25 protein-coding genes are annotated in these 24,087 nt (G+C 37.0%); all 25 read right to left on the bottom strand.

The features are described from left to right. Positions 1-11: 11 nt before the first annotated feature. Complete coding sequence (gene flgG, locus HF876_RS03145) at positions 12-824, bottom strand: flagellar basal body rod protein FlgG (protein WP_169358600.1); 813 nt, start codon at positions 822-824, stop codon at positions 12-14. Positions 825-898: 74 nt separating this feature from the next. Further along, on the bottom strand, positions 899-1,279 hold the full coding sequence (locus tag HF876_RS03140) for a TIGR02530 family flagellar biosynthesis protein (RefSeq protein WP_169358599.1): 381 nt from the start codon (positions 1,277-1,279) through the stop codon (positions 899-901). A gap of 21 nt (positions 1,280-1,300) precedes the next feature. Continuing rightward, complete coding sequence (gene flgD, locus HF876_RS03135; RefSeq protein ID WP_169358598.1) at positions 1,301-1,939, bottom strand: flagellar hook assembly protein FlgD; 639 nt, start codon at positions 1,937-1,939, stop codon at positions 1,301-1,303. 2 nt (positions 1,940-1,941) lie between these two features. Next, positions 1,942-3,141 carry a flagellar hook-length control protein FliK gene (locus HF876_RS03130; RefSeq protein WP_169358597.1) on the bottom strand — a complete coding sequence of 400 codons (1,200 nt, stop codon included), beginning with the start codon at positions 3,139-3,141 and terminating at the stop codon, positions 1,942-1,944. 35 nt (positions 3,142-3,176) lie between these two features. Next, a complete protein-coding gene (locus HF876_RS03125; protein ID WP_169358596.1) occupies positions 3,177-3,776 on the bottom strand; it encodes a MotE family protein in 600 nt (199 codons plus the stop codon). A 7-nt stretch (positions 3,777-3,783) separates the two neighbouring features. Continuing rightward, positions 3,784-4,233: a flagellar export protein FliJ gene (gene fliJ / locus HF876_RS03120; RefSeq protein ID WP_169358595.1), complete on the bottom strand. Its 450-nt coding sequence runs from the start codon at positions 4,231-4,233 to the stop codon at positions 3,784-3,786. A 1-nt stretch (position 4,234) separates the two neighbouring features. After that, positions 4,235-5,557: a flagellar protein export ATPase FliI gene (fliI, locus tag HF876_RS03115; protein WP_169358594.1), complete on the bottom strand. Its 1,323-nt coding sequence runs from the start codon at positions 5,555-5,557 to the stop codon at positions 4,235-4,237. 5 nt (positions 5,558-5,562) lie between these two features. Further along, complete coding sequence (fliH, locus tag HF876_RS03110) at positions 5,563-6,342, bottom strand: flagellar assembly protein FliH (protein WP_169358593.1); 780 nt, start codon at positions 6,340-6,342, stop codon at positions 5,563-5,565. Next, positions 6,326-7,345: a flagellar motor switch protein FliG gene (fliG, locus tag HF876_RS03105; RefSeq protein ID WP_169358592.1), complete on the bottom strand. Its 1,020-nt coding sequence runs from the start codon at positions 7,343-7,345 to the stop codon at positions 6,326-6,328. Before fliG ends, fliH begins: the two co-directional genes overlap by 17 nt. A 12-nt stretch (positions 7,346-7,357) precedes the next feature. Beyond that, a complete protein-coding gene (fliF, locus tag HF876_RS03100; RefSeq protein WP_169358591.1) occupies positions 7,358-8,944 on the bottom strand; it encodes a flagellar basal-body MS-ring/collar protein FliF in 1,587 nt (528 codons plus the stop codon). A 56-nt stretch (positions 8,945-9,000) separates the two neighbouring features. Continuing rightward, complete coding sequence (gene fliE, locus HF876_RS03095; protein WP_169358590.1) at positions 9,001-9,306, bottom strand: flagellar hook-basal body complex protein FliE; 306 nt, start codon at positions 9,304-9,306, stop codon at positions 9,001-9,003. 19 nt (positions 9,307-9,325) lie between these two features. After that, entirely contained in the window at positions 9,326-9,787 is a 462-nt protein-coding gene (flgC, locus tag HF876_RS03090; RefSeq protein WP_169358589.1) for a flagellar basal body rod protein FlgC, read from the bottom strand. Positions 9,788-9,789: 2 nt separating this feature from the next. Then, positions 9,790-10,182, bottom strand: a complete 393-nt coding sequence (gene flgB / locus HF876_RS03085; protein WP_169358588.1) for a flagellar basal body rod protein FlgB — start codon at positions 10,180-10,182, stop codon at positions 9,790-9,792. A gap of 280 nt (positions 10,183-10,462) precedes the next feature. Next, positions 10,463-11,242, bottom strand: a complete 780-nt coding sequence (gene codY, locus HF876_RS03080) for a GTP-sensing pleiotropic transcriptional regulator CodY (RefSeq protein ID WP_169358587.1) — start codon at positions 11,240-11,242, stop codon at positions 10,463-10,465. An 87-nt stretch (positions 11,243-11,329) separates the two neighbouring features. After that, a complete protein-coding gene (gene hslU / locus HF876_RS03075) occupies positions 11,330-12,724 on the bottom strand; it encodes an HslU--HslV peptidase ATPase subunit (protein WP_169358712.1) in 1,395 nt (464 codons plus the stop codon). Then, positions 12,711-13,271 (bottom strand): ATP-dependent protease subunit HslV, encoded by a 561-nt coding sequence (gene hslV / locus HF876_RS03070; RefSeq protein ID WP_169358586.1) that lies wholly within the window; start codon positions 13,269-13,271, stop codon positions 12,711-12,713. Before hslV ends, hslU begins: the two co-directional genes overlap by 14 nt. A gap of 17 nt (positions 13,272-13,288) precedes the next feature. Further along, a complete protein-coding gene (gene xerC / locus HF876_RS03065; protein ID WP_445678195.1) occupies positions 13,289-14,182 on the bottom strand; it encodes a tyrosine recombinase XerC in 894 nt (297 codons plus the stop codon). A 70-nt stretch (positions 14,183-14,252) separates the two neighbouring features. After that, positions 14,253-15,563 (bottom strand): FADH(2)-oxidizing methylenetetrahydrofolate--tRNA-(uracil(54)-C(5))-methyltransferase TrmFO, encoded by a 1,311-nt coding sequence (trmFO, locus tag HF876_RS03060; RefSeq protein ID WP_169358585.1) that lies wholly within the window; start codon positions 15,561-15,563, stop codon positions 14,253-14,255. 15 nt (positions 15,564-15,578) lie between these two features. Further along, complete coding sequence (gene topA / locus HF876_RS03055) at positions 15,579-17,654, bottom strand: type I DNA topoisomerase (protein ID WP_169358584.1); 2,076 nt, start codon at positions 17,652-17,654, stop codon at positions 15,579-15,581. Between the two features lie 124 nt (positions 17,655-17,778). Then, positions 17,779-18,657, bottom strand: a complete 879-nt coding sequence (dprA, locus tag HF876_RS03050; protein WP_169358583.1) for a DNA-processing protein DprA — start codon at positions 18,655-18,657, stop codon at positions 17,779-17,781. Between the two features lie 127 nt (positions 18,658-18,784). Beyond that, positions 18,785-19,687, bottom strand: a complete 903-nt coding sequence (gene sucD / locus HF876_RS03045) for a succinate--CoA ligase subunit alpha (RefSeq protein ID WP_169358582.1) — start codon at positions 19,685-19,687, stop codon at positions 18,785-18,787. A gap of 18 nt (positions 19,688-19,705) precedes the next feature. After that, complete coding sequence (gene sucC / locus HF876_RS03040; RefSeq protein WP_169358581.1) at positions 19,706-20,866, bottom strand: ADP-forming succinate--CoA ligase subunit beta; 1,161 nt, start codon at positions 20,864-20,866, stop codon at positions 19,706-19,708. Between the two features lie 277 nt (positions 20,867-21,143). Continuing rightward, positions 21,144-21,425, bottom strand: a complete 282-nt coding sequence (locus HF876_RS03035; protein WP_169358580.1) for an EscU/YscU/HrcU family type III secretion system export apparatus switch protein — start codon at positions 21,423-21,425, stop codon at positions 21,144-21,146. Continuing rightward, the gene (locus HF876_RS03030; protein WP_169358579.1) at positions 21,422-23,260 is read right to left on the bottom strand and encodes a hypothetical protein; all 1,839 of its coding nucleotides are present in this window, start codon (positions 23,258-23,260) and stop codon (positions 21,422-21,424) included. The genes HF876_RS03035 and HF876_RS03030 overlap by 4 nt, the downstream gene beginning before the upstream one ends. Then, a complete protein-coding gene (locus HF876_RS03025) occupies positions 23,257-24,036 on the bottom strand; it encodes a ribonuclease HII (RefSeq protein WP_169358578.1) in 780 nt (259 codons plus the stop codon). Before HF876_RS03025 ends, HF876_RS03030 begins: the two co-directional genes overlap by 4 nt. Positions 24,037-24,087 lie beyond the last annotated feature (51 nt).

The following is a 24,087-nucleotide window of genomic DNA, read 5'->3' as shown; positions in this document are numbered from 1 at the left end:
TAAACTATTCTTTATCGTTTTAAGTTAACTAATTCCTCTAAGATTTGGTCTGAAGTTGTGATAATACGAGTATTAGCTTGGAATCCACGTTGCGCTACAATCATGTCTGTGAACTCTTCAGATAAGTCAACATTTGACATTTCTAGGAAACCTGATTCAATTGAGCCTAAACCAGTAGCTGTTGGTCTACCATCAATTTTAGTACCATCTGCTGCATTTCCTGAGTTAGCAGATTCTCTGTAATAGTTACCACCAACTTTATCTAGCCCGCCGGGATTTGAGAATTTTGTAAGACGGATGAATTGATCTCCCTCTAACTCACCAGCAGCATTTACAAATTTAACTGATCCATCTTGACCTATAGACATACTTTGGGCATCGGTAGGAATTTTAATCGTTGTGTCCTTATCGTCAAGTAAATACCTACCGTCACCACTAACTATAAAGCCTTCATTATCCATATAGAAATTACCAGCTCTAGTATAAAGAACATCGGTCCCATCTTCATTTGCTACATTAAAAAATCCATCTCCCGAAATAGCTAAATCTAATGTATTACCAGTAGATTGCAAAGAACCTCCTGTATGAATAGTATCTATCGCTGATAATTGAGAACCTAATCCAACTTGTTTAGGGTTAACTCCCCCTCTTGTATCTGTTGGAGCAGAAGCACCAGAAGTTGTTTGTGAGATCAAATCTTTAAAAACAGTACGACCTTTTTTAAATCCGTATGTGTTTACGTTAGAGATGTTGTTACCTATTACGTCTAATTTTGTTTGAAAGTTTTTAAGTCCTGAGATACCTGAGTACATTGAGCGAATCATTGATGAATTTCTCCCTTCGATTTGTGTGCTAGCTTCAATCAGTCCACTGCACATAGCATCCTTTAAAGGTCCTGCTATCCTAGCACTATTGTGCCGTCTATATTGGTAAACAATTGATTGTTTGCTTCCTTGCGATCCATTGCAGTAATAACCGTGGCATTTTTTGCACTAACGATTAAGGCTGCTTGTTCCATCAATACTAATGAGTCCTTGACACCTTTGGAGCGCGCTTCTGATACTTTGTCACTTACAAGCTGCCACTGCGCATCTGAAATATGAATATTTCTTTCTAGTAATCGCTGATTGGCATGTTTGCTTACCTTTAATTCTGTTTTTACCGTGGCTTCATGTAAATGCTGTAAAAACGCCTGTTTGGGCGGTGTGACTTGCTTAGCTGTTATTGGTTGACGGATACCTGGCTGCATGGAGACACGGTTAATAGTAACTTGGTCCATTGCAAGTCTCCGTTCTATTTATTATTGAATAGAATTAATTTTATCTGCTGTTATCGTTGTACCACCAGAAAGATTAAATACAATCGCACCATCTTTTTTAGAGACGGATTCAACAACACCTGTAGTTTGTCCAGCTTCAGCAGTATAACCAATAGTTTTTCCAATCATCATGCTTGCCTCTACTAAACTATTAGAGCTTGCATTGCTTGATAATACTTCTGAAATATTGCCTGGTGTGATTTTCTTTCCATCAGATAGAGTAAATTCTACACTACCATCTACGAATTTAACTCCAGCTATAGAGCCAGTTCCTTCATTCGTAATTGGCTTACCATCTTCATCTTTTTTATCTGTTAGCTCGTGCCATTTTACTTGCTTACCAACAAAATTGCTGTATTCAATCATTTGGGTTTGTTCTTGTGCCTGGGCAAACTTTTCAAAGGCATTCGTTAAGTTCGTCATTTGCTCTAAGGAAGAAAACTGTGCCATTTGAGCAATGAATTCGTTATCCTTCATTGGATTTGTAGGATCCTGATTTTGAAGCTGTGTCATCAATATTTTTAAAAATTCATCTTTTCCGAGCGTACTATTACCCGTTGTTTTTGTCGTTTTCTTAGATGACAGGTACATATTGCTTGTAATTGGTGTTAAATCAGCCATTTTTATACCTCTATTTCACTTAGGAATTCTTGGAACGTGGTTTGTGTATCTGAAACATCCGAGTCTTCTTCTTGTTCATCATGCTGTCTATGTTGTTTAAAAGTAGAGTCTTGGAAACCTTGGTTTTTCTCCTGTTTAGCTGCATCCTGCAAAGCCTGGGTAATTTCCAGCTTCTCTATTTGTATATTTTGGTTTGCCAGTCCTTGTCTTAATTGACCAGAATGCGTGTCAAGCAATTCTTTCCCTAAGGCAGTTGATGCAAGCATTTTTGCAGTTAAGATTCCATCCTTTTGTATCAACTCAATGCGGATCGTTCCAAGCTGTTCAGGATATAGCTTAATTACTAATCTATTGGCTCCTGCTGCTTGTCCAAATTGTACCCGATTCATCACCTTTTGAAGTTCTTTTAGAAACTCCTCTGACTGGGCAGATTTTTGTGTAGGGAGAGTCATGGACACTGTCTCTACTTTTGTTTGTACAGTGGTTGTCTGACCTTGATTTACAGAAGTGGTTTCTTTACTTTCTGTTACTACTTCTGTACTCATTCCTTTAGTTACTGATTGATGCATTACCACTTGTTGTATAAATGCTTTAGCTACGGGAGTAGAGTTTCTACCTTGTGTTAATGGTAAATTTGTTAAGTTTTCCTTTAAAGTTTCCAACGTTTGTTTTAGATCAAAAAGTGTCGTTTCTTGTTTGAATGTCAAATCACTTTTGTTTCCTATAAGTTGGACTATCTTTAAAAGTTCTACTGCTTGTTTTGCTTCCACTGGACTTGTAACATTATTCGATGCTTGCCCATTTAAAGTTAAAAGGATAGAGTCAACAAGCTTTTGAGGCTGTTCCATTACATTCGCAAGAATTTCCCAGACATCCTGTTTCTGATCTGGATTCTCCAAATCTTCAAGTTTGCTTAGCAGTTTATTTAACAATTGATGTAAGTCATTTGAATCTACTAGTAGTTCATCCGTTTGAAGTAATTTCTGTGCATCCTCTATGGATTCGACATCTAATAGAGAAAGTAAATCTTGGATAAGACTTTGCTCTGTATTCACAGGACTTTCCACATTTACAGATGGTACAGACTGACTGGAAAGAATTTGTCCAAATACATTTCCAAAGGCTTGACTGTTACCTGTTGGTAACTCTGTTTTAGGTTGCACAGCTACAGGAGGTCTCATATTAACAATCGCTATGTTCATTTTTCTTTCACCTCCTCTCACATGCAAAACACGATTTACTGCTTGGTCATTAGCTCAGTATATTTAGCAGCATCCTGAGGTGACATTTTTTCATAAATTTTTGCAACAGTATCTGGTTTTAAACTCGCCAAAATTCTCATTGCCTCTGCGTCACTCATATTCGAGATAACGGGAGCTGCTGATTTTGCAGACATTTTTTCGAAGGTAGAAACTACCTCGGCATAATCTCTCTTAGATTGCTCATTTTGTCTCTTCAGTTCTTCAATTTCCTGCAAAAGGTTTTCCTGTTCTAACAACAGGGATTCTTGGGATTTCTCAGAGTTTTCTATTTCGTCATGAAGTTGGTTAATTTGTACTTCTTTTTGCTGAATCTCTGCTTGCAGTGAAACAACTCGCTCTTCTAAGCGGATTGATTTTGTATTGTCATCCAATGGCTTATCCTCACCAAATGATGTAAGTTCTTTAGCTTTTTCAAATACATTAATATTTGTTATTTGGGCAAAAGTTAAAAGGAGAGCCAAAGCAAAGAGAAGCGGTATAATAAACAAATATAATATTTTCTTGCCTAAGCCGATTTTTCTTGGCCCGTTGTCCATCGTATGAAGGCTTTTCTTTTGATTATTCTTTTTTGCCATGCTTTACTCACCTAATCTCTTTGTTTTGAAACTTTAAGGAAGAAATCTCATCTAAAACAATCGCTTCTATGCGATACTGTTCTTGTTGAAAACTTTCAAAATCCTTTTCTTTCATTTTTTCGAACTTCCGAACCTCTAAGCTTTTTTCCAACAGTTTTTCCTCATACCAGTTCATCTTAGATCTAGCCTGTATAACCTCTTTTTGTATAACTTCGATTCTTTTTTGTAGGCTCTCTAGAAAATTAGAATAATGATGTATTCCATCAATACTTAATCCATTGGACAGCAAATCGTTTTGAGTGTCTAGAGTAGACTCTCTTTTTTTCAAAAGATTGTATAGTTCCGTAGCAACCTGTTCAAAGGCATTAACTGATTCTTTGTATGCTATTTCTGTTTCTGACTTTTCCTGTTCACGAACCGTAAGCACCTTAGCAAATTTATATTGATAAGCAACCATCTTAAGCTCCTCCGCCTGATAACATCACTAATTCATGAACACTATTGTCCAAAGAAACTTTATCCAAATATCCTTGCTTTAAAAAAGCAGTAATTAAAGGTTCATATTGAATGGCCTCATCAATCTCTTTGGAAGTTCCTCGCTTGTATGCCCCTATATTGATCAAATCCTCTGATTTATTGTAAGTAAAGTAAAGCTCACGCAGCCTTTCAGCAGCCTTCACATGCTGTTCATCTGAAATATGGTTCATTAGACGACTTATACTTTTTAACACATTGATAGCAGGAAACTGCCCTTTGTTGGCTAGCGCCCTATCAAGCACTATATGTCCGTCTAGTATTCCTCGGACTGTATCAGCAATAGGCTCATTCATATCGTCTCCATCTACGAGTACCGTATAGAACGCTGTAATGCTTCCTTTTTCATTTGTGCCCGTTCGTTCTAACAGCTTAGGTAAAATAGAAAATACGGAGGGAGTATATCCTCTTGTAGCTGGAGGTTCACCAACTGCTAATCCTATTTCTCTTTGAGCCATCGCTACTCGGGTAACCGAATCCATCATTAGCATGACATTTAAGCCTTTATCTCGAAAATACTCTGCAATAGCAGTTGCAGTAAATGCTCCCTTAATACGCATAAGAGCTGGCTGGTCAGAAGTAGCAGCTACCACGATTGACTTTTCCAATCCTTCTTTGCCAAGATCCCGTTCAATAAACTCTCGAACCTCTCTGCCACGTTCTCCAATAAGGGCAATTACGTTTAAGTCAGCATTCGTATTTCTTGCAATCATCCCAAGTAGGGTACTTTTACCTACACCTGAACCAGCAAAAATACCAACCCTTTGTCCCTTTCCAACTGTTAGCATACCATCAATCGCCTTCACACCCACCTCAATTTGCTCATGAATAGGTGGCCTAGTTAAAGGATTTGGAGGATCTTGTTCGGTACCAACCGTACTTAAGCCTTTAGGTAGCACGGTTCCATCTATAGGATTACCCATGGAATCAAGTACTTTCCCAATTAACTCAGGACCTACTTTTATTTCTAAAGGACTGTTTGTTCCTTCTACTAAACACCCTGTGGAAATTTCTCGTATATTTGTATAAGGCATCAGGACTACAGTTTCTTCTTTAAAGCCTACTACTTCAGCAAGAATGACAGATGGACCATTTTTAGCAGAATTAATATGGATTTTACATACATCTCCAATAGAGCTCTCAGGGCCTTGCGACTCAATCATTAATCCAACTACACGATTTACACGGCCGTACTTTTTAAAAGTAGAGACTTTTGGTATTTGTTGGATTAAATCGATTGCTTTCATTACTCTCACTCCATGCTTTCAAGAATATCAACAAGCTTACGTCTTAACTCTTTTACTTGTTCATCAATACTTACAACTATTCGACCATGATTTGTTTCAATATAACAATCTGTATCATTCATTTCCTCGTCCACGAAAATCATAAATGGCACGTCTATTGGGAAGATCGAAGCAAGCTCTTCTCGATTTTTAGACACTAGATTGAAATAATACGGGGATACATATATTTTTATTTCTTTCATTTCACGAGCTTCTTTTAAGCCCCTTTGAACAATAGACAAAAATAAATCGTGATTTTCCTCTAATTTAACCCCAATAATGCGCTCTGCATTTCGAATACTCAACTCAAGAATTACTTGCTCTTGTTGCTGTAAATAGGCAGCAGCATTTTCATATGCTGTTTGCATCGCTTCGTTGGCTGTTTTTAGTGAACTTTGCATGTCAGCTAGTGCCTTTTGCCTACCTTCTTCTACACCTTGTGCAAATCCTTCTTCGTAAGCACTTTGTTGATAGCTAAGCTTTTGGTTATTCCATTCATTTAGTTCCTGTTGTATTTGTTGCCGAGTATTTTCCACTTCTAATTGCAGCTGTTTCTGTTTATTCGTTATTTCTTGGTTGACCTCTTCCAACATTTTGCTACGCTCTATATTGAAGTTTTCCTTTATAGCGAGCGGTGTTTCATCACTTGTCTCTTCTACAGTGAGATTTCTTATATGAATCGGACGAAATTTTTCAGCATTTCCATCCATTTGTACGTTTCGGAAAATTTTAGACAATAATGTCATCTCCTCCACCACGGGCAATGATAATTTCACCTGCGTCTTCTAAACGTCTAATAACCGATACAATTCTACTTTGAGCTTCTTCTACATCACGTAATCGAACAGGACCCATGACTTCCATTTCTTCTTTGAACGTTTCTGCCATACGCGTAGACATATTACGGAAGATAATATCCTTCACTTCCTCGCTCGATACCTTCATAGAAAGAATTAGATCTTCATTTTCACAATCACGTATAACTCTTTGAATAGAACGGTTGTCCAACGTAACGATATCTTCGAATACAAACATTCTCTTTTTAATCTCTTCTGCAAGCTCTGGATCTTGAATCTCTAGAGCATCCAAAATGGTTTTTTCAGTAGTTCGATCAACACCATTTAGTACTTCTACAACTGCATCTACACCGCCAGTTTCTGTAAAATCCTGAGTTACAGTAGAGGAAAGTTTTCTCTCAAGCACTGATTCTATTTCACTAATCACTTCCGGTGAAGTAGAATCCATTGTTGCAATCCTTCTAGCGATATCTGCTTGTACTTCTTGAGGCAGGGAAGATAAAATAATCCCCGCCTGCTGTGGTTCAAGATAAGATAAGATTAAAGCAATCGTTTGAGGATGCTCATTTTGTATAAAGTTAAACAGCTGCGTTGGCTCTGCTCTTCTAGCAAAATCAAAAGGACGGACTTGTAAGGAGGACGTCAAACGGTTGATAATGGCTTGAGCATGCTCACTACCAAGTGCCTTTTCAAGAACTGTCCTTGCGTAGCCAATACCACCCTGTGATATATAATCCTGTGCTAGAGCAATATGATGAAATTCCTCTATAATACCTTCTTTTATTTCTGGCTCTACTTTTTTCACTCCAGATATTTCTAGAGTTAATCGTTCAATTTCTTCTTCATTTAAATGCTTATAAATGGAAGCAGACACTTCTGGTCCTAGAGAAATTAATAGGAGCGCGGCTTTTTGCTTACCTGTTAATTCTTTTTCTTTCTCTTTTTTACTCATAGCCGTCCCTCCTTAATCCTCTGCTATCCAAGTACGTAATAACTTTGCAAATTCCTCTGGCTTGTCTTTTGCCATTTTTTCTAGCTGCTTACGTCTTAAAGTAGATTCTGTTTCTTTTTCATTATTAATATCATCAACTTTTGGTATCTCTCTTGCCTCTTCAACAATTAGTAATTCTTCCTCTTCATCACTTCTTCTTGAACGAAGTAAACTAATGACTAGAAGAATAATGGAGACTAATAATATTCCACCAATTACATATATCCACCAAGGGATTGTTGGAGAAGATACTTCAGCAACCGAGGTTTTCCCTCTCAGCTCTTGAACCGAAACTACAATCTTGTCTTCGACTTGTTCCTCTGTTAGTTCTCCTACGCCCTTGTCAATAGAGGTTCTTACAATCGTAGCAAGCATCTGTTCGATGTCTCCTCGTATATCGTCCGGTAAGGATGCAACATCTTCTGCATCTGGTGGTTCAACCATTACTTGTATACCTATGTCTCTAATTTTATATGGGCTTTCGACAATTTCTTTTCTGATCCGATTTACTTCATTGTTTATTGTATCTTCCGATCTTTCGTAATCCCCATCAGCAGTAGTGCCTTCTACATAGTTGGTGAAGTTATCAGTAGCATCCTCTCCTTGAGGAGTACCGCCAGCTACTGGATTATTACCGGTAAACGTTTCAGAAATACGCTGAGCACTAATTTCAATTCCAGCCATATTTTCTACATCGACTGGCTCTACGAGATTCTCTTCCCGATTTTCTTGTTTAAAATCGATATCTGTAGTAATGGATACTACTACTTTATCTTGACCCATTAAGGTGCCAAGCATAGTTTGCACTTGTCGTTGCAAGTCTCGCTCAATGGTCTTCTTCAATGTCATTTGATCTGTGACAGTTGTACCGCCAGAACCATTTGCCTGCTGAAGGTCGAAATATTCTAGGAATTGGTTTCTTATAACGATATCTTCAGTAGATAAGTTCGGTATAGATTTAGAAACTAAATTGTATAAGGACGCTATTTGTGTCTCTGAAAATTGATAGCCTGGTTCTGTGTTTAGCACGATAGAGGCACTTGCTGTTTCATTGCTTTGAGATAAAAATACCCCTTCTTCAGGTAAGGTAATCATTACCTTTGCTTCCTTAACACCTTCCACGCTTTTAATCAAATTGGCTAGTTCAGTTTGAGTAGTAGCCAGCTTTAATACATTAAACTCGTTATCTGTCATCCCAAAGCCTGCATTTTGAGAGAAGAAGCTATAATCAATCATTCCTGATTGCGGAAATCCTTCTGCAGCCATTTGCACCAATAAAGTATCCTTCTGTTCCTTTGGAACTAATATAGAAGTTCCTCCAACAGCAATTTCATTTGGTATACCTTTAGAATCTAAATTTTCTTTTATGCGTCCTACTTCAGAAGGTGTTACCTCTGAATATAAAGGAACCATTTCCGTTCTTGTTAGAAAAAAGGTCAGGACCGCAGCAAGAACTATTACACCTAGAAATCCGCCAATTATAGTCCCTTTTTGACCTTTAGTCCGACTCTTCCAAAAGGTTGTTATATCATTTTTAATTTTTGTTATACGCTCATTCATTTTTATCCTCCGGTTATGGTGAATATTTTAGCTCGATATATTACAATAACCGAGGTCTAAACCTGCATACGCATTATTTCTTGATATGCTTCTACGACTTTATTACGAACCTCTAATGTTGCATTTAATGCGATACTTGCCTTCTGTGATGCGATCATTACTTCATGAAGTTCAATGTTTCCACCACTTATTAGTTTGTTTGTTGCTACATCTGAAGCCTTCTGTGTATCATTTACCGAGTTAATAGCACTTTGAAGGAAATCACCAAAGTTTTCTTGTGCTTGAGATGGACTCAACTTATTTGTTGCCAAAGGTGCATTTACTTGGCCAACATTAAACATAGATACTGATTCAATAGCCATTAAGCGTTAAACCTTCTTTCTATTTTCCTATTTCAAGTGCCTTTGAAAGCATTGCCTTATTTGCATTAAAAACAGTGACATTCGCCTCATATGAACGAGTAGCAGAGATAAGATCAACCATCTCTCTTAAAGGATCGACATTAGGCATTGCTACATATCCTTCCTCGTTAGCATCAATATGTGTTGGATCATATACAAGTTTAAAAGGTGTTTCTGCATCCTCTTTAACTCCCGACACCTTAACTCCATTGCCTACCCCACTTTTACTAGAAGTTCCTCTTGCTACATTTAAAATGCTAGAAAAAGAACCTTCGATTGGTTGTAGAGTTACCGTTTTCCTTCTATATGCCTGCCATTCCCCATCGACCATTTTCGCTCGTGTCGTTTCTGCATTAGCCATATTAGAAGAAATAACATCCATTCGTAAACGTTGAGCTGTAAGTGCCGACGCAGTAGTGTTCATCCCATGAAATATAGACACTATCAACCGCCTCCTTTAATAACTGTTTGTAGACTATTTAACTTACCGCTAACACGATCGACTAAAGCATTATAGTATAGCTGGTTCGTCGCTAAATTAGCCTGTTCCTTATCCATGTCTACCCCATTCCCATTACTGCTATATCTTAAATTGGAATAATCAAATGCTCCAGGTGAGGCTTGACTAGCTTGAAAGTTAAAATGCTTTTCTTCCGTGCGGTAGGCAGATATTGAAGACTTCTTAGCATTTTCTAAAAATTCATTAAAGTTAACACTTTTGGCTTTGTAATTTGGTGTGTCAACATTCGCTATATTTTGCGCTATAGTCTTTTGTTTCATAGATGCGAAATTCAAACCTCGTTCTAAATTCTCAATAGTACCGTTAAAAATTCCCAATTCTTTATCCCCCCTATCTATTTTTTATGAGTCATTTTTATTAATTTTCTATTAAAATCACAATAATCTTATTGTAAAGAAAATGTAACACAGTGTCTATTCTATTTCTTGAAATTTCATAGGACTTTTATCCTTTTTTTATAGACAATCGACAAAACAACTGTCAAATTTGTAGAAATGTGTCTTATCCTGGAAAAAATATATCCATCTAAATCCATTTTTAGAATAAAAAAAGAGCCTACTCTAGAATTTTCTAGAGTAGGCTCCATTTATTAGGTTATTATCGCATTTTAAGTTGTGCAAGTTCTGCTAAAAATTTATCATTAAGAACTTTTATATAAGTTCCTTTCATACCAAGAGATCTTGATTCGATAACTCCAGCACTTTCCAGTTTACGAAGAGCGTTAACAATTACAGAACGAGTGATTCCTACACGGTCAGCAATTTTAGATGCTACTAAAAGTCCTTCGTTTCCGTCTAATTCTTCAAAGATATGCTCAATAGCTTCTAATTCACTATATGATAATGAGTTAATAGCCATTTGTACTACTGCTTTACTTCTAGCTTCTTCTTCAATTTCTTCTGATTTTTCACGTAGGATTTCCATACCAACTACAGTAGCACCATACTCACCTAAGATTAAATCATCGTTTTGGAACTCATCTTTAAGACGTCCTAGAATAAGTGTACCAAGACGTTCTCCACCACCGATAATAGGAACAATTGTAGTTAAACCATCTTTAAACAATTCTCTATTTTCCTCAGGGAATACAGAGTGTTCACTATATACATCTAAGTTAGATGACGTTTCACTAACGTGGAAAAGATTTTTTGTATATTCCTCAGGGAATTGACGTTCTTCCATCATTTTAATGATACGATCATTTTCGATTTGTTGGTGTACTTCGTGTCCTAATAGCTTTCCTTTTCTGCTAACGATAAATGCGTTACATTCTATTACATCACTTAATGTTGCAGCCATTTCTTTAAAGTTAACTGGTTTCCCAGCAGATGCCTGTAACATCGAGTTAATTTTGCGTGTTTTGTCTAATAAATTCATTTAAATAAAGCCTCCATTGTAATTTTCCTATTTATTTTAATATTCTAAAGGTTTTTAATTGTTTTTGAAAGTAATAAGAATCGGATTTTAAAGTATAAATTGTGATAAATCTTTGTTTTTCACAATATTGTCAAGTTTAGAGTCAATATAAGCAGGAGTGATCTGTATTTGAGCAGGTGAAATATCTGAAGCCTCGTAAGATAGGTCTTCTAAAATTTTCTCCAAAATCGTGTGAAGACGTCTTGCTCCGATATTATCGGTTTCTTGGTTTACCTGATATGCTATATCCCCAATTCTTTCAATTGCCTCATCTGAAAAAGAAATAGTTACTTCTTCAGTTAATAACAAAGCCTCATACTGCTTTATTAGCGACTGATGAGGTTCCTTTAGAATTCGGACAAAGTCTTCCTTCGTAAGCTTCTCAAGCTCTACACGAATTGGAAAGCGTCCTTGAAGTTCAGGGATTAAATCAGAAGGCTTAGACATATGGAAAGCACCAGCAGCAATAAACAATATATAATCTGTTTTTACTGCTCCATATTTTGTCGTAACTGTTGAACCTTCTACAATTGGTAATATATCTCTTTGTACCCCTTCACGAGATACATCAGCAGAAGAGCTTCCACCATTTTTGCTAGCGATTTTATCCATTTCATCTATAAAAATAATACCTGTTTGCTCCGTCTTTTCAATGGCAATTTGTGACAACTCATCGTTATCTATTAATTTACCCGCTTCTTCTTGAATTAATACTTTTCTAGCGTCTCTTACTTTCATTTTTCTTTTTTTCTTTTTCTTAGGCATTAAGTTAGAAAGAGCATCTTGCATATTCATGCCCATGCTTTCCATTCCTCCACCTTGTAGGGCGTCGAATAAAGATGGTGACTGTTCTGTCACTTCTACCGTTACTATTTCATCCTCTAACTTGCCATCTCTTAAATCTTCGGCAATTTGTGAACGTTTTATACGTACATCTGTATCCTCGGTGTCTGATGAATCATCTTCAGGCTTTCCACCAAATAAAGCTTCAAATGGATTTTGTCCCGCATTCTTCTTTTTAAGAGAAGGTACAAGAAGCTTTACAATAGCATCATTGGCTAAACGTATAGCCTGATCCTTAACTTCTTCCATTTTTTCTTCTCTTACAATACGAATAGCAGCCTCAACTAAGTCTCTAACCATAGACTCTACATCTCTACCTACATACCCTACTTCCGTAAATTTAGTCGCTTCTACCTTTACAAAAGGGGCTTTTGTTAGCTTGGCAATCCTTCTTGCAATTTCAGTTTTCCCTACACCTGTAGGTCCAATCATCAAAATATTTTTCGGGATTACTTCTGCTTTCATTTCTTCGTTTAACATTTGTCTTCTATAACGATTGCGTAAAGCAACTGCTACAGCCTTCTTTGCTGTTTCTTGGCCTACAATATATTTATTTAAGTGCTCTGTTATTTGTTTAGGGGTTAAGTTAGTTTCCTTCATGTTCACCTAATACCTCCACAATTATTTGATGGTTTGTAAACACACAAATGTCTGCAGCTGTGTTCAAAGCAGCCTCTGCAATTTCCTTTGCAGTCAACTTGTCTCCAGCGTATTGTTTTAATGCTCTTCCTGCTGCTAATGCATAATTTCCACCTGAGCCTATTGCCAAAACACCGTCATCGGGTTCTATAACCTCTCCGGTACCAGAGACAAGCAACAAGTGCTTTTTATCCATTACTAAAAGCATCGCTTCTAATTGGCGAAGCATTTTATCTCCACGCCATTGTTTAGCTAACTCTACTGCTGCTCGTTGAAGATTACCATTGTACTCTAACAATTTTCCTTCAAACATCTCGAAAAGCGTAAAAGCATCTGCAACAGAACCTGCAAAACCTGCTATAACCTGACCATTAAATAATCTTCTAACTTTTTTTGCTGTATGCTTCATTACCACTTGATTTCCTAAAGTAACTTGACCATCGCCTGCCATTGCATAGCTTCCATTATGACTAACTGCAAATATAGTAGTTGCATGAATTGAACCCATTGTATGACCTCCTGTAGTTACGCCCTTGGGTGGGCATTCATATAAGTTTTTCTTAAATGCTCTTTCGTTACGTGAGTATAAACCTGAGTCGAGGAGAGATGAGCGTGCCCTAGCAGCTCTTGGACGCTTCTTAAATCAGCACCATTGTTAAGTAGGTGAGTAGCAAATGTATGGCGAAGCATATGGGGATATATAGTTGTATGCATAGAAGCTTTTTTAATCATACTATTCAAGATATAACGCACCCCATCAGTAGTAAGATGCTCACCTCGATTGTTCACAAATAAGTATGGATGAGAAGTCTTTTTCATCAGCTTAGGTCGGCTAGTGTGCATATACTCTTCAACTGCAGCAAGTGCATAGTCTCCCACTGGTATGTATCTCTCTTTTCTTCCTTTACCCATAACCCGCACTACACCATAACTACTATCTATATGACTGTTTTCAATGGAAATAAGTTCGCTCACACGCATCCCAGTTGCATATAATAATTCAAGTATGGCAATATTTCGAACAGACAATAGATCTGTCCCTTTATTTTTCTCGAATAACTTTTCCATTTCCTCTTCATAGAAAAATTGTGGTAATCTCGTTTCTTTTTTCGGATGATACAAAGATTGAAAAGCATCGTCTCGAATACTATATTCCTTGTTTAAAAATTTGTAATAAGATCGGATTGACGAGATTTTCCTAGAAATAGACGTTCTTGCTAAATTTTCATCATACAACTTAGTAATATACAACCGAGCATGAATATATTCAACGTCATTTAATTCTTGGACACCCTCCGCCTCTATAAACTTTAAAAATTGAATAATATCTTTTTCGTACTCTCGAACTGTTAGATTAGAATAATTTTTTTCTAATTGTATATGTGCAATAAAAGAATGAAGTTCCTCTTTACCAATCACAAGTAACCACTCCAATTCATCTATTGTAAAAGCCTCTAAAAGTATACAACTTTTTAGAGGCTTTTAGCAATTATATCGATGTACTTTTCATAAAATTTTGAATCGTTGTTAGTGCTCGATTAGCCATCTGCTCTGTGCGTACTTTCTTATCTCTTACTTTAGGTTGTAGCTCTGGGAACAAACCAAAGTTAATATTCATTGGCTGGAAATTTTTCGGGTTGGCTTCTGTTATATAACGGGCCATGCTCCCTAGAGCCGTCTCGGCTGGGAATACAACTAGTTCTTCACCTTTTGCCAATTTTGCAGCGTTTATGCCAGCTAATAACCCACTTCCAGCTGATTCCACATAGCCTTCAACACCTGTCATTTGACCAGCAAAAAAGATTTGTTCATTAGCTTTTAGCTGATAGGTTGGCTTTAAAACATATGGCGAATTAATGAACGTATTGCGATGCATTACTCCATATCTTACGATTTCTACATTTTCTAAGCCAGGAATTAGCTTTAGTACTTCTTTTTGTGGACCCCATTTTAGATGTGTTTGAAACCCTACGATATTATAAAGAGTGCCTGCAGCATCATCTTGTCTTAGTTGGACTACAGCATATGGTCTTTTGCCTGTCTTAGGATCTTCTAGGCCTACCGGCTTCATAGGACCAAATAGCAATGTCTTTCTACCTCTTGCAGCCATGACCTCTACTGGCATACAGCCCTCGAAATAAATTTCCTTTTCAAATTCCTTCAAAGGTACAACCTCTGCCTCAATAAGAGCATCGTAGAAGCGATTAAACTCTTCCTCCGTCATAGGACAGTTCAAATAGGCTGCTTCCCCTTTATCATAGCGAGATTTTAAGTATACCTTATCCATATCAATACTATCTTTTTCTACAATTGGTGCAGCTGCATCATAGAAATAAAGGTAATCCTGACCTGTAACCACTTTTACCTTCTCTGCTAGGGCCGGGGATGTTAAAGGACCTGTAGCGATCACCGTAATGCCCTCCGGTATTTCGGTTACTTCTTCATTTACAATCTCAATTAATGGATGGCTTCTAATAGAATCAGTAACTCTACCCGCAAAATCATGTCTGTCTACGGCAAGTGCACCGCCTGCAGGAACACTACTATTGTCCGCTGAGGAGATGATCAGAGAATCCAACATACGCATTTCCTCTTTAATAACCCCAACAGCATTGGTTAAGTTATTTGCTCTAAGAGAGTTTGAGCAAACAAGCTCAGCAAATTTATCTGTATGGTGAGCTGGAGTCTGTTTGACAGGTCGCATTTCAAAGAGACGTACTTTAACTCCTCTGCTAGCTATTTGCCAAGCAGCCTCACTTCCGGCTAAACCTGCTCCAATAACGTTTACTATTTCAGTCATGTCGTATCCTTCTTTCTAGCTTTGCGGATCTTCCTTATAATCACACGCAACACATTGTATTTGTATTCCTTTTTTCAACTTCTTCTCTACTAGCATTTCATTACATTTTGGACACTGTCTACTAATTGGCTTATCCCAAGAAAGAAACTCACATGTAGGATACTGATTGCAGCCATAGAATAAGCGTTTTGTTTTACTTTTACGCTCAACAATTTGCCCTTCCTCACATGATGGACATTTCACACCAATTTCTTTAACAATTGCTTTTGTATTTCTACAGTCCGGGAAATTACTACAAGCCATGAATTTTCCATAGCGCCCTAGCTTGTATACCATTGGAGAACTACATTCTTCACAATCCTCACCAGTAGGCTCATCTTTTATAACGATTTTTTCCATTTCAGCTTCTGCGTGTTCCAAGTGTTTTTCAAACTCAACATAAAATGCATCAATAATTTTCTTCCATTCAACTTGACCTTCTTCTACACTATCCAAATCTCGTTCCATTTGAGCAGTAAACTCAATATCTACGATTTTCGGAAAGAACTCTGATACAAGCTGATGAATAATAGTACCTAACTCTGTTGGAACAAATCTCTTCGTTTCTAGAGCTACATAGCCTCTTTTTTGTATTGTATCTAAAGTTGGAGCATATGTAGATGGTCTACCTATGCCTAGTTCCTCTAAGGTTTTAACAAGTCGCGCTTCGGAGTATCTTGGTGGTGGTTGAGTGAAATGCTGCTTAGGCTCGATCTCTGTAGCACTTACTTTATCTCCAACTTCCATAACAGGCAACAATTTATCTTTGTCGTCTGTTTGGTCATCTGAGCCTTCTACGTAGACCTTCATAAAACCAGCAAATTTCACTTGAGAACCGTTAGCTCTAAAAATGACTTCTCCATTTTTCAAATCTACTGCAACTGTATCCAAAGTGGCTGGAGCCATTTGACTTGCAACGAATCTTTCCCATATAAGTTTATATAAACGGAAAAGATCTCGAGATAATATTGCCTTTAACGAATCAGGTGTTCTTAGTACGTTTGTAGGTCGAACAGCTTCATGCGCATCTTGGGCTTTTTTATCTTGCTTCTCCGCTTTCTTAGTCGAAAGAAACTCTGATCCATATTCACTTTTTATAAATTCAGCAGCGTCTGCCTTAGCTGTATCCGAAATTCTAGTAGAATCCGTACGCATATAAGTTATAAGACCAACAGTACCTTCTTTTTTACCAAGGTCAATTCCTTCGTAAAGCTGTTGAGCAAGCATCATTGTTTTTCTAGCTCTAAAGTTTAATTTTCTAGCTGCCTCTTGCTGTAGTGAGGAGGTAGTGAATGAAGGCGCAGGATTACGCTTTCTTTCTTTTTTAGTAACATTAGTAACGTCAAAATTTTTGCCTTTCATGAGATTTAATACAGCCTTAACCTCATCTTCATTGGTAAGCTTTGCTTTTTCTTTTTCTTTGCCAAAGTAAAGAGCTTCGAATGCTTTTTTACCTTTTTCAAATTTACCCTCGATAGACCAATATTCCTCTGGGATAAATTTTTCGATTTCTCGTTCACGATCAATTATTAGTCGCAGAGCAACGGATTGTACACGACCTGCTGAAAGACCTTTTTTAACTTTCTTCCATAGAATAGGACTGATATTATATCCTACTAGACGGTCTAGAACTCGTCTTGCCTGTTGGGCATCTACTAAATCCTTATCAAGCGGTCTAGGATGCTTAAATGATTCTAGTATAGCATCTTTTGTTATTTCGTTAAATACAACACGACAGTCTGACTCTAAATCTACGTTTAGAGATTTTGCTAGATGCCAGGCGATTGCTTCCCCTTCTCTGTCGGGGTCAGCCGCGAGATAAACTTTCTTTGCTTTTTTGGCCGCATTTTTTAAATCCTGTAGGACTGGCCCTTTACCACGTATTGTAATATATTTTGGCTCGTAATTATTTTCTACATCGACACCCATTTGACTTTTTGGTAAATCTATAACATGTCCTATCGATGCTTTTACTTTATATTTCTTTCCTAAATATCGCTCAATCGTTTTTGCCTTCGCTGGCGATTCTACTATAACTAAATAATCCGACATAGATGTGCCTCCTTATAGAAGGTAACTCGCTTCAATCTGCAAAACAAATACCTGTTGCAAAATGTATAACAGTTTCTTAGTAATTGCAAGACTTTTCAATTCTAAATTTAAAATTTTATACTTTTTATCTCATTTCCTCGAGAATTTGGTGGCCATCCCAAATAGGCTTTGCCCCTTCTAGTATCAAGTGATGTGGGCCTTCTGATAGGTCTGAATGAATAGATCCTGGAACTGCGAAAATTTCTTTTCCATTTTCTAAGGCATGCTCCATTGTAGAAACTGTACCACTCTTCTTATGTGCCTCTGTAATAACGACACCTAACGACAAACCACTAATAATCCGGTTTCTCATGGGGAAATTCCACTTTTTTGGAGTAATATAGGGAGGGTATTCAGTTACTAGTAGGTGACTCTTCGACATAAAGTTCGCTAAATCCTCATTTTCTTTTGGATAAATATTAGAAAAACCTGTACCTAATACCCCAATAGTTTTTCCGCCCATTTCTATTGTTTTTCTATGGGCCAGCGTGTCCGCACCTCTCGCGAGACCACTTACAATAACATAATTTTGTTGAATTAGAGGGGGTAGTATTTTTTCTATACTTTTTTCTGAATAGGAAGTTGCCTTTCTAGAACCAATTATAGCAATCTTTTTAATGTTAGCTAGTAAGCTTACATCTCCTTTAGTATATAAAATCACTGGAGGATCATATAATTTCAAAAGACTTTCTGGGTAATAATTATCATTATAAGCGATTGGGAGAATATTATGATTCTCATAGGTTTCAAGAAGAGGGTGATAAACTAACTCTTTATACATATTTTTCAAGTGAATAGCTCTTTCAATGGGGATATTACACAATTTAGCAAGAAGGGATGGTTGAATGTTTTCTAGTTGGGATAAGTCGGGATCTATTTTTAGAAGTGGAATTACTTTAGGGAGAGGTACAGGAAATACATAATGTAGAGCGAGTAATCTTCTTTGGAAAGTTTGTTCTATCATCAATTAACCCCTTTTATGAATTTTTTTATACGAAAAGTATGAGCATATGTATGCTCTAACAGGTAAATGGGTAATTATTAGTTTATAAAAAGTACGACCCATCATTCGATGAGCCGCACTTTTTTAATTAATGTGTTTTACAAGCGTCGTAAATTCCTGCTTCTTTAATAGCTTCGATTAACGTTTCGCCAATTACAGATGGAGTAGCAGCCACTTTCATACCAGCAGCTTCCATTGCTTGAATTTTACCTTCTGCCGTACCTTGGCCACCAGAGATAATTGCTCCAGCGTGACCCATACGTTTTCCAGGAGGTGCAGTTTGTCCACCAATAAATCCTACTACTGGTTTCTTCATGTTAGCTTTGATCCATTCAGCAGCCTCTTCTTCAGCAGTACCACCGATTTCTCCGATCATTACTACAGCATAAGTATCTTCATCTTCGTTAAATTCTTTTAACACGTCGATAAAGTTTGTACCATTTACAGGGTCTCCACCAATACCTACAGCAGTCGTTTGACCGATGCCTGCTTGAGTCAATTGATGAACCGCCTCATATGTTAACGTACCAGAACGTGAAACTACGCCTACATGTCCTTTTGTATGGATATATCCAGGCATGATCCCGATTTTACACTCATCAGCTGTAATAACACCTGGGCAGTTTGGTCCCACTAAACGTGTTTTCTTGCCTTCCATATAGCGCTTAACTTTTACCATATCCAATACAGGAATATGTTCAGTAATACAAATAGCCATATCTAGCTCAGCGTCAACAGCTTCCATGATTGCATCAGCAGCAAATGGAGCAGGTACGTAGATTACAGATACATTAGCTCCTGTATCTTTAACAGCATCCGCTACTGTATTGAATACAGGTACGCCTTCTACTTCTGTTCCACCCTTACCAGGAGTAACCCCAGCAACGATTTTAGTGCCGTATTCTAGCATTTGTTTTGTATGGAAAAGAGCAGTTGAGCCCGTAATTCCTTGAACAATTACTTTAGTATCTTTATTAATATATACGCTCATTTTATGTCCCTGCCTTTCTTATCCTACAAGATTAACGATTTTTTGAGCACCGTCTGCCATTGAATCTGCTGCAACAATATTGATGCCTGATTCATTTAATAATTTCTTACCTAAATCTACGTTTGTACCCTCTAAGCGAACAACTAATGGCACTTGAAGTCCAACTTCTTTTGCAGCAATGATAACACCTTCTGCAATTACGTCACATTTCATAATACCACCAAAGATATTAACAAAAATACCTTTTACATTTTTGTCAGCTAAGATAATTTTGAATGCTTCTGTAACCTTTTCAGCTGTAGCACCGCCCCCAACGTCCAGGAAGTTAGCGGGTGAGCCGCCGTAGTAGCTAATTGTATCCATTGTTGCCATAGCTAGACCTGCTCCATTAACCATACATCCGATGTTTCCATCTAGTGAAATATAACTTAGGTCATATTTAGATGCTTCGATTTCTTTTGGATCTTCTTCATCATAGTCACGTAACTCTAAGATGTCCTTGTGTTTGTATAAAGCATTACTGTCAAAGTTAAACTTAGCGTCTAATGCTAATACATTGTCATCCTCAGTTACTACTAATGGATTGATTTCAACGATAGAAGCATCTTTTTCATTGTAAACTTGGTAAAGACCAAGCATAAATTTAGCTGCTTTATTTACAAGTTTAGCCGGAATGTTCATATTGAAAGCCATTCTACGAGCTTGGAAACCAGTTAATCCTACTACAGGATCAATTTCCTCATAGAATAATTTTTCTGGAGAATTTGCTGCTACTTCCTCAATGTCCATACCGCCTTCTTCAGAGCCCATTAATGTTACACGAGATGTTGAGCGGTCTAAAACTAAACCTACATAATATTCTTTTTTAATTTTACTACCTTCTTCGATAAGTAGACGCTTGATCTCTTTACCTTCTGGTCCTGTTTGGTGAGTTACTAAAACTTTACCTAAAAGCTCTTTTGCATATTCACGTACTTCGTCTAAATTCTTTGCAATTTTTACCCCACCAGCTTTACCGCGTCCACCTGCGTGAATTTGGGCTTTAACAACAATAACGTCAGAACCTAATTCCTTAGCGGCCTCCACTGCTTCTTCTGGTGAAAAAGCAACGATTCCGTTAGAAACTGCTACGCCATATTGTCTAAGGAGCTGTTTACCTTGATATTCATGGATATTCATTTATACATCCTCCCTCAAACTTATGTCACTATTTGCTACCTTTATCATTGTAATAAAGCTGTCACAAATTGTCCATAAAAGTATTATAACTACAAAAAACATAGAATATTCAATCTTTAGAAATCGACAATGCACTTCCTATTTTGCTAAAATATTTGTTCAAAATAAGCTTATACGACACCGATTTACAAAAAAGATTATTTTCTATCCGTAGCTTCTAAATCTTTTATAGAACTTTCTCTTGCATAATCTATTCTGTGATAAAAAGGACAAAATATTACTTCTCTCCTCTTTCTTTATCTACCCTATACACAAATGCAAAAACCTCTGCAACCGCCTGATAAAGTTCTTCGGGTATGGATTGGTTAATATCTAGTTTTCCTAGCAGTTCTACTAGACTAGCATCCTCTTGTATAGGTACAGAATGCTCCAATGCCTTCTCTAATATATTTTCTGCTATTTTCCCTTTCCCCTTAGCTACTACAGTAGGAGCATCCGATTGACCAGGCTTATATGTTAAGGCAATAGCTTCTTTCCTTTTAAACTTTCCTTCTGTCATATCCTAATATCCACTCCTTGCTCTTTGGAGGAAGATGAGTTATTTGGCCATAAGCTCGACATTTTTTGTTGTGCAAAGGTTTTTATAAAAATCCCAGACAATTGATAACCAGCAGTTGCCAATCCCTCCTTTAATGTAGGCTTAAGTTTGTTAGCTATCGTTTCAATCGTCTGATCATCATTAAAGAGGTTAATCGTCACTATTTTATTTTGGACTTGCATATCTACTACAGTTTCTTTAAGTGAATCTAATTGAAGGTAAAACATTATTCGAGCAAAATCCGAGTCTATTTTCCCATCTTCCTTCATTCTCCCATTCCATTCAAGAGTTGCATCCATTCGTTTACCTAAAAATTCTAAAGGAACTTGCATTAATAATTGATGTTGAGGACCATTTTCTCCCGATAGGAGCTGCAAACCATTCATCCGACTAACAATCGATTCGGCTCCATCTCTAACAATAGCCGATATATTAGGCATTTGTAGTAGTTCTACAAGTTGCGGTTTCAGATGGCTTGCCAGTTGACGCACTTCATCTTTCCCACTCGCTAAACTTCCTTCATAGCTAAATCCAAGCATTTTTAGAGTTTCTTTCATTGCCATTTCAAAGGCTTTACCATCTAGTTGACTCAGTACTGTTTGCTCTGCTTGATTTCTAAACTGGATAAGAGGAGAGTCCTTATTAAGATTGGTTAATTGCTCTAAAGTTTGATTAATGGAATCAATAGTCATTCCTTTTCCCAATATAGACACTAAATGATCTTTTGGTGTAAGACCGTTTGAGTCAATTTTAAAAACTGCTTGCTGGCTTTGCTCAGAGAAGACCTTAACTAATGAATGAGCTACTAGATTAGGTTTTGCTTCTCCTTCTTTAATATTCATTAACACTTGTTCCTTTTGAGATGATGATAGCAAAGGCTGATTTTGAATCCAGCTTCGCAACTGCTCAACAACCAGTTTATTTTCTATATTTGGCTGCATTAATTTGCTAATGATTTCTCCTGCCGTTTGTTTTAATGCTGGGTTATTTGAAATTGGCACTGGATTATTCAATGTCGCCTCAGAAGGTAAGATAGAAGCGTTTATAAGCTGTTGTAATATAGGTAAACGAACAGCAGATGGAAGCTGTGTATTTAGAAGAGTTTGTAATTGTTTACCTAATAGAGCACCTGCTACAGGAAGATGAAAAGGTTCCCCTATCTTCTGTAGGTTTTGGACAATAGCTTCTTTTTGTGATGGAGAAAGTTGTTGTTCCTGCTGTAATGCAGTTTTCAAATTAGTTATAAGTGAAGGAAAACCAGTAGTAGTTTTACCACTCAATAAAGTATCAAACATTTTAGACGTCATTGGAATTTTTAACTCTATCATTTTTTGAATTGCTTCTAGTCCTCCTTTTAAGGTGGCATTAGGAGGTAAATTCTTAATCAGCTGTTCAGCCTGTATAAGTATTTCCTTAGAGATAGGTAATTGTTCTTTTATAAAAAATTGAATGATTGCCTGCATCTCACTTGATTTACTTAAATTCATTGCCTGGAGCAATTGCTGAGACTGATGGGCAAGTGAATTTCCTCCACTTAAGGGACCAGTCACAACTTTGAGCTGAATTTCAGGTGCTGCCTTTGTTACTTGAAAGAAATGAGCATCCCCAGTTTTTAAAGGCGTTTCAAGTTTTGCGATTATCTTTTGGTTCCCTATTTGAATTTCTGCTGTTTGATTTGGGAATAGGTTTTTAATTGTTCCATGTATGACTTGTCCTTCTTTCATAGGAACTGATACCTTCGATGAAATAACATTTGGTGCGTTCAATTGGATGGACGAAAAAGAAGGTCCACTCATACTTTCACCTCGCTTTTTAATATAGATTTAATCGGTTCAAAAGTTTTTCGATGATGCTCACTTGGACCATGCTGCATAATCATTGCTATATGCTCCTTTGTACCATAGCCTGCGTGTTTATTGAAAAGATAGACAGGATACTCCTCGTGAAGTTTATCCATATATTCATCTCTTGCTGTTTTTGCCAAAATAGAAGCAGCTGCAATTGCTAAACTTTTAGCATCTCCTTTAATAAGGGAGTGATTTTCTATATCTATTGGTAGTTTCATAGCATCTACCAATACAACACTCGGTTGGATTTTTAAGCTAAGCACAGCTTCTGACATCGATTGTTTTGTTGCTTCATATATATTTAGCGTATCAATTTTTTCAACTGATTGAAAATGTATGAAGTAACTAATAGCATTCTCTTTTATTTTCATAGCTAATTCATTTCTTTTTGCTCTGGATATTTGTTTAGAGTCATTTAATCCTATTAAGTTATTTGTATCTTCTCTTAAAATAACCGCGGCAGTTACAACTGGACCTGCTAGCGGCCCCCTTCCGGCCTCATCTACGCCCGCTATTAGTCCACTTCGATTAACAACAAAATTTTTATCAAACATTACCTTCTCAATATGAGCTTCTTTTTCTAGTTTTTGGACTTGTTGTTTTCTCTTCCAGCTTTCCAATAATTTCTTTGCTCCAGCCCGTTGATCTTCTTCAAGTTCTTTAAACCAGTCTTCTGTGCCATCTGCAACTATTAATTTTTCTTTTATTTCTTGTAAACGTAACATTAAAATCACTTCAGCTTTCTTTTGCTTTCTGTATGTATCGGTTAAAAATAT

Origin of the sequence: Psychrobacillus sp. BL-248-WT-3 (assembly GCF_012843435.1) — a bacterium.
Lineage (GTDB): Bacteria > Bacillota > Bacilli > Bacillales_A > Planococcaceae > Psychrobacillus.
Note: the sequence above shows the minus strand (reverse complement) of the source record. Positions and strands in the feature narration are given on the sequence as shown.

Bases quoted from the DNA above. Each gene is read 5' to 3' on its own strand.
- flgG (WP_169358600.1), bottom strand. From the start codon at position 824: ATGATTCGCTCAATGTACTCAGGTATCTCAGGACTTAAAAACTTTCAA.
- HF876_RS03140 (WP_169358599.1), bottom strand. From the start codon at position 1,279: ATGGACCAAGTTACTATTAACCGTGTCTCCATGCAGCCAGGTATCCGT.
- flgD (WP_169358598.1), bottom strand. From the start codon at position 1,939: ATGGCTGATTTAACACCAATTACAAGCAATATGTACCTGTCATCTAAG.
- HF876_RS03130 (WP_169358597.1), bottom strand. From the start codon at position 3,141: ATGAACATAGCGATTGTTAATATGAGACCTCCTGTAGCTGTGCAACCT.
- HF876_RS03125 (WP_169358596.1), bottom strand. From the start codon at position 3,776: ATGGCAAAAAAGAATAATCAAAAGAAAAGCCTTCATACGATGGACAAC.
- fliJ (WP_169358595.1), bottom strand. From the start codon at position 4,233: ATGGTTGCTTATCAATATAAATTTGCTAAGGTGCTTACGGTTCGTGAA.
- fliI (WP_169358594.1), bottom strand. From the start codon at position 5,557: ATGAAAGCAATCGATTTAATCCAACAAATACCAAAAGTCTCTACTTTT.
- fliH (WP_169358593.1), bottom strand. From the start codon at position 6,342: ATGACATTATTGTCTAAAATTTTCCGAAACGTACAAATGGATGGAAAT.
- fliG (WP_169358592.1), bottom strand. From the start codon at position 7,345: ATGAGTAAAAAAGAGAAAGAAAAAGAATTAACAGGTAAGCAAAAAGCC.
- fliF (WP_169358591.1), bottom strand. From the start codon at position 8,944: ATGAATGAGCGTATAACAAAAATTAAAAATGATATAACAACCTTTTGG.
- fliE (WP_169358590.1), bottom strand. From the start codon at position 9,306: ATGGCTATTGAATCAGTATCTATGTTTAATGTTGGCCAAGTAAATGCA.
- codY (WP_169358587.1), bottom strand. From the start codon at position 11,242: ATGAATTTATTAGACAAAACACGCAAAATTAACTCGATGTTACAGGCA.
- hslU (WP_169358712.1), bottom strand. From the start codon at position 12,724: ATGAAGGAAACTAACTTAACCCCTAAACAAATAACAGAGCACTTAAAT.
- hslV (WP_169358586.1), bottom strand. From the start codon at position 13,271: ATGGGTTCAATTCATGCAACTACTATATTTGCAGTTAGTCATAATGGA.
- trmFO (WP_169358585.1), bottom strand. From the start codon at position 15,563: ATGACTGAAATAGTAAACGTTATTGGAGCAGGTTTAGCCGGAAGTGAG.
- topA (WP_169358584.1), bottom strand. From the start codon at position 17,654: ATGTCGGATTATTTAGTTATAGTAGAATCGCCAGCGAAGGCAAAAACG.
- dprA (WP_169358583.1), bottom strand. From the start codon at position 18,657: ATGATAGAACAAACTTTCCAAAGAAGATTACTCGCTCTACATTATGTA.
- sucD (WP_169358582.1), bottom strand. From the start codon at position 19,687: ATGAGCGTATATATTAATAAAGATACTAAAGTAATTGTTCAAGGAATT.
- sucC (WP_169358581.1), bottom strand. From the start codon at position 20,866: ATGAATATCCATGAATATCAAGGTAAACAGCTCCTTAGACAATATGGC.
- HF876_RS03035 (WP_169358580.1), bottom strand. From the start codon at position 21,425: ATGACAGAAGGAAAGTTTAAAAGGAAAGAAGCTATTGCCTTAACATAT.
- HF876_RS03030 (WP_169358579.1), bottom strand. From the start codon at position 23,260: ATGAGTGGACCTTCTTTTTCGTCCATCCAATTGAACGCACCAAATGTT.
- HF876_RS03025 (WP_169358578.1), bottom strand. From the start codon at position 24,036: ATGTTACGTTTACAAGAAATAAAAGAAAAATTAATAGTTGCAGATGGC.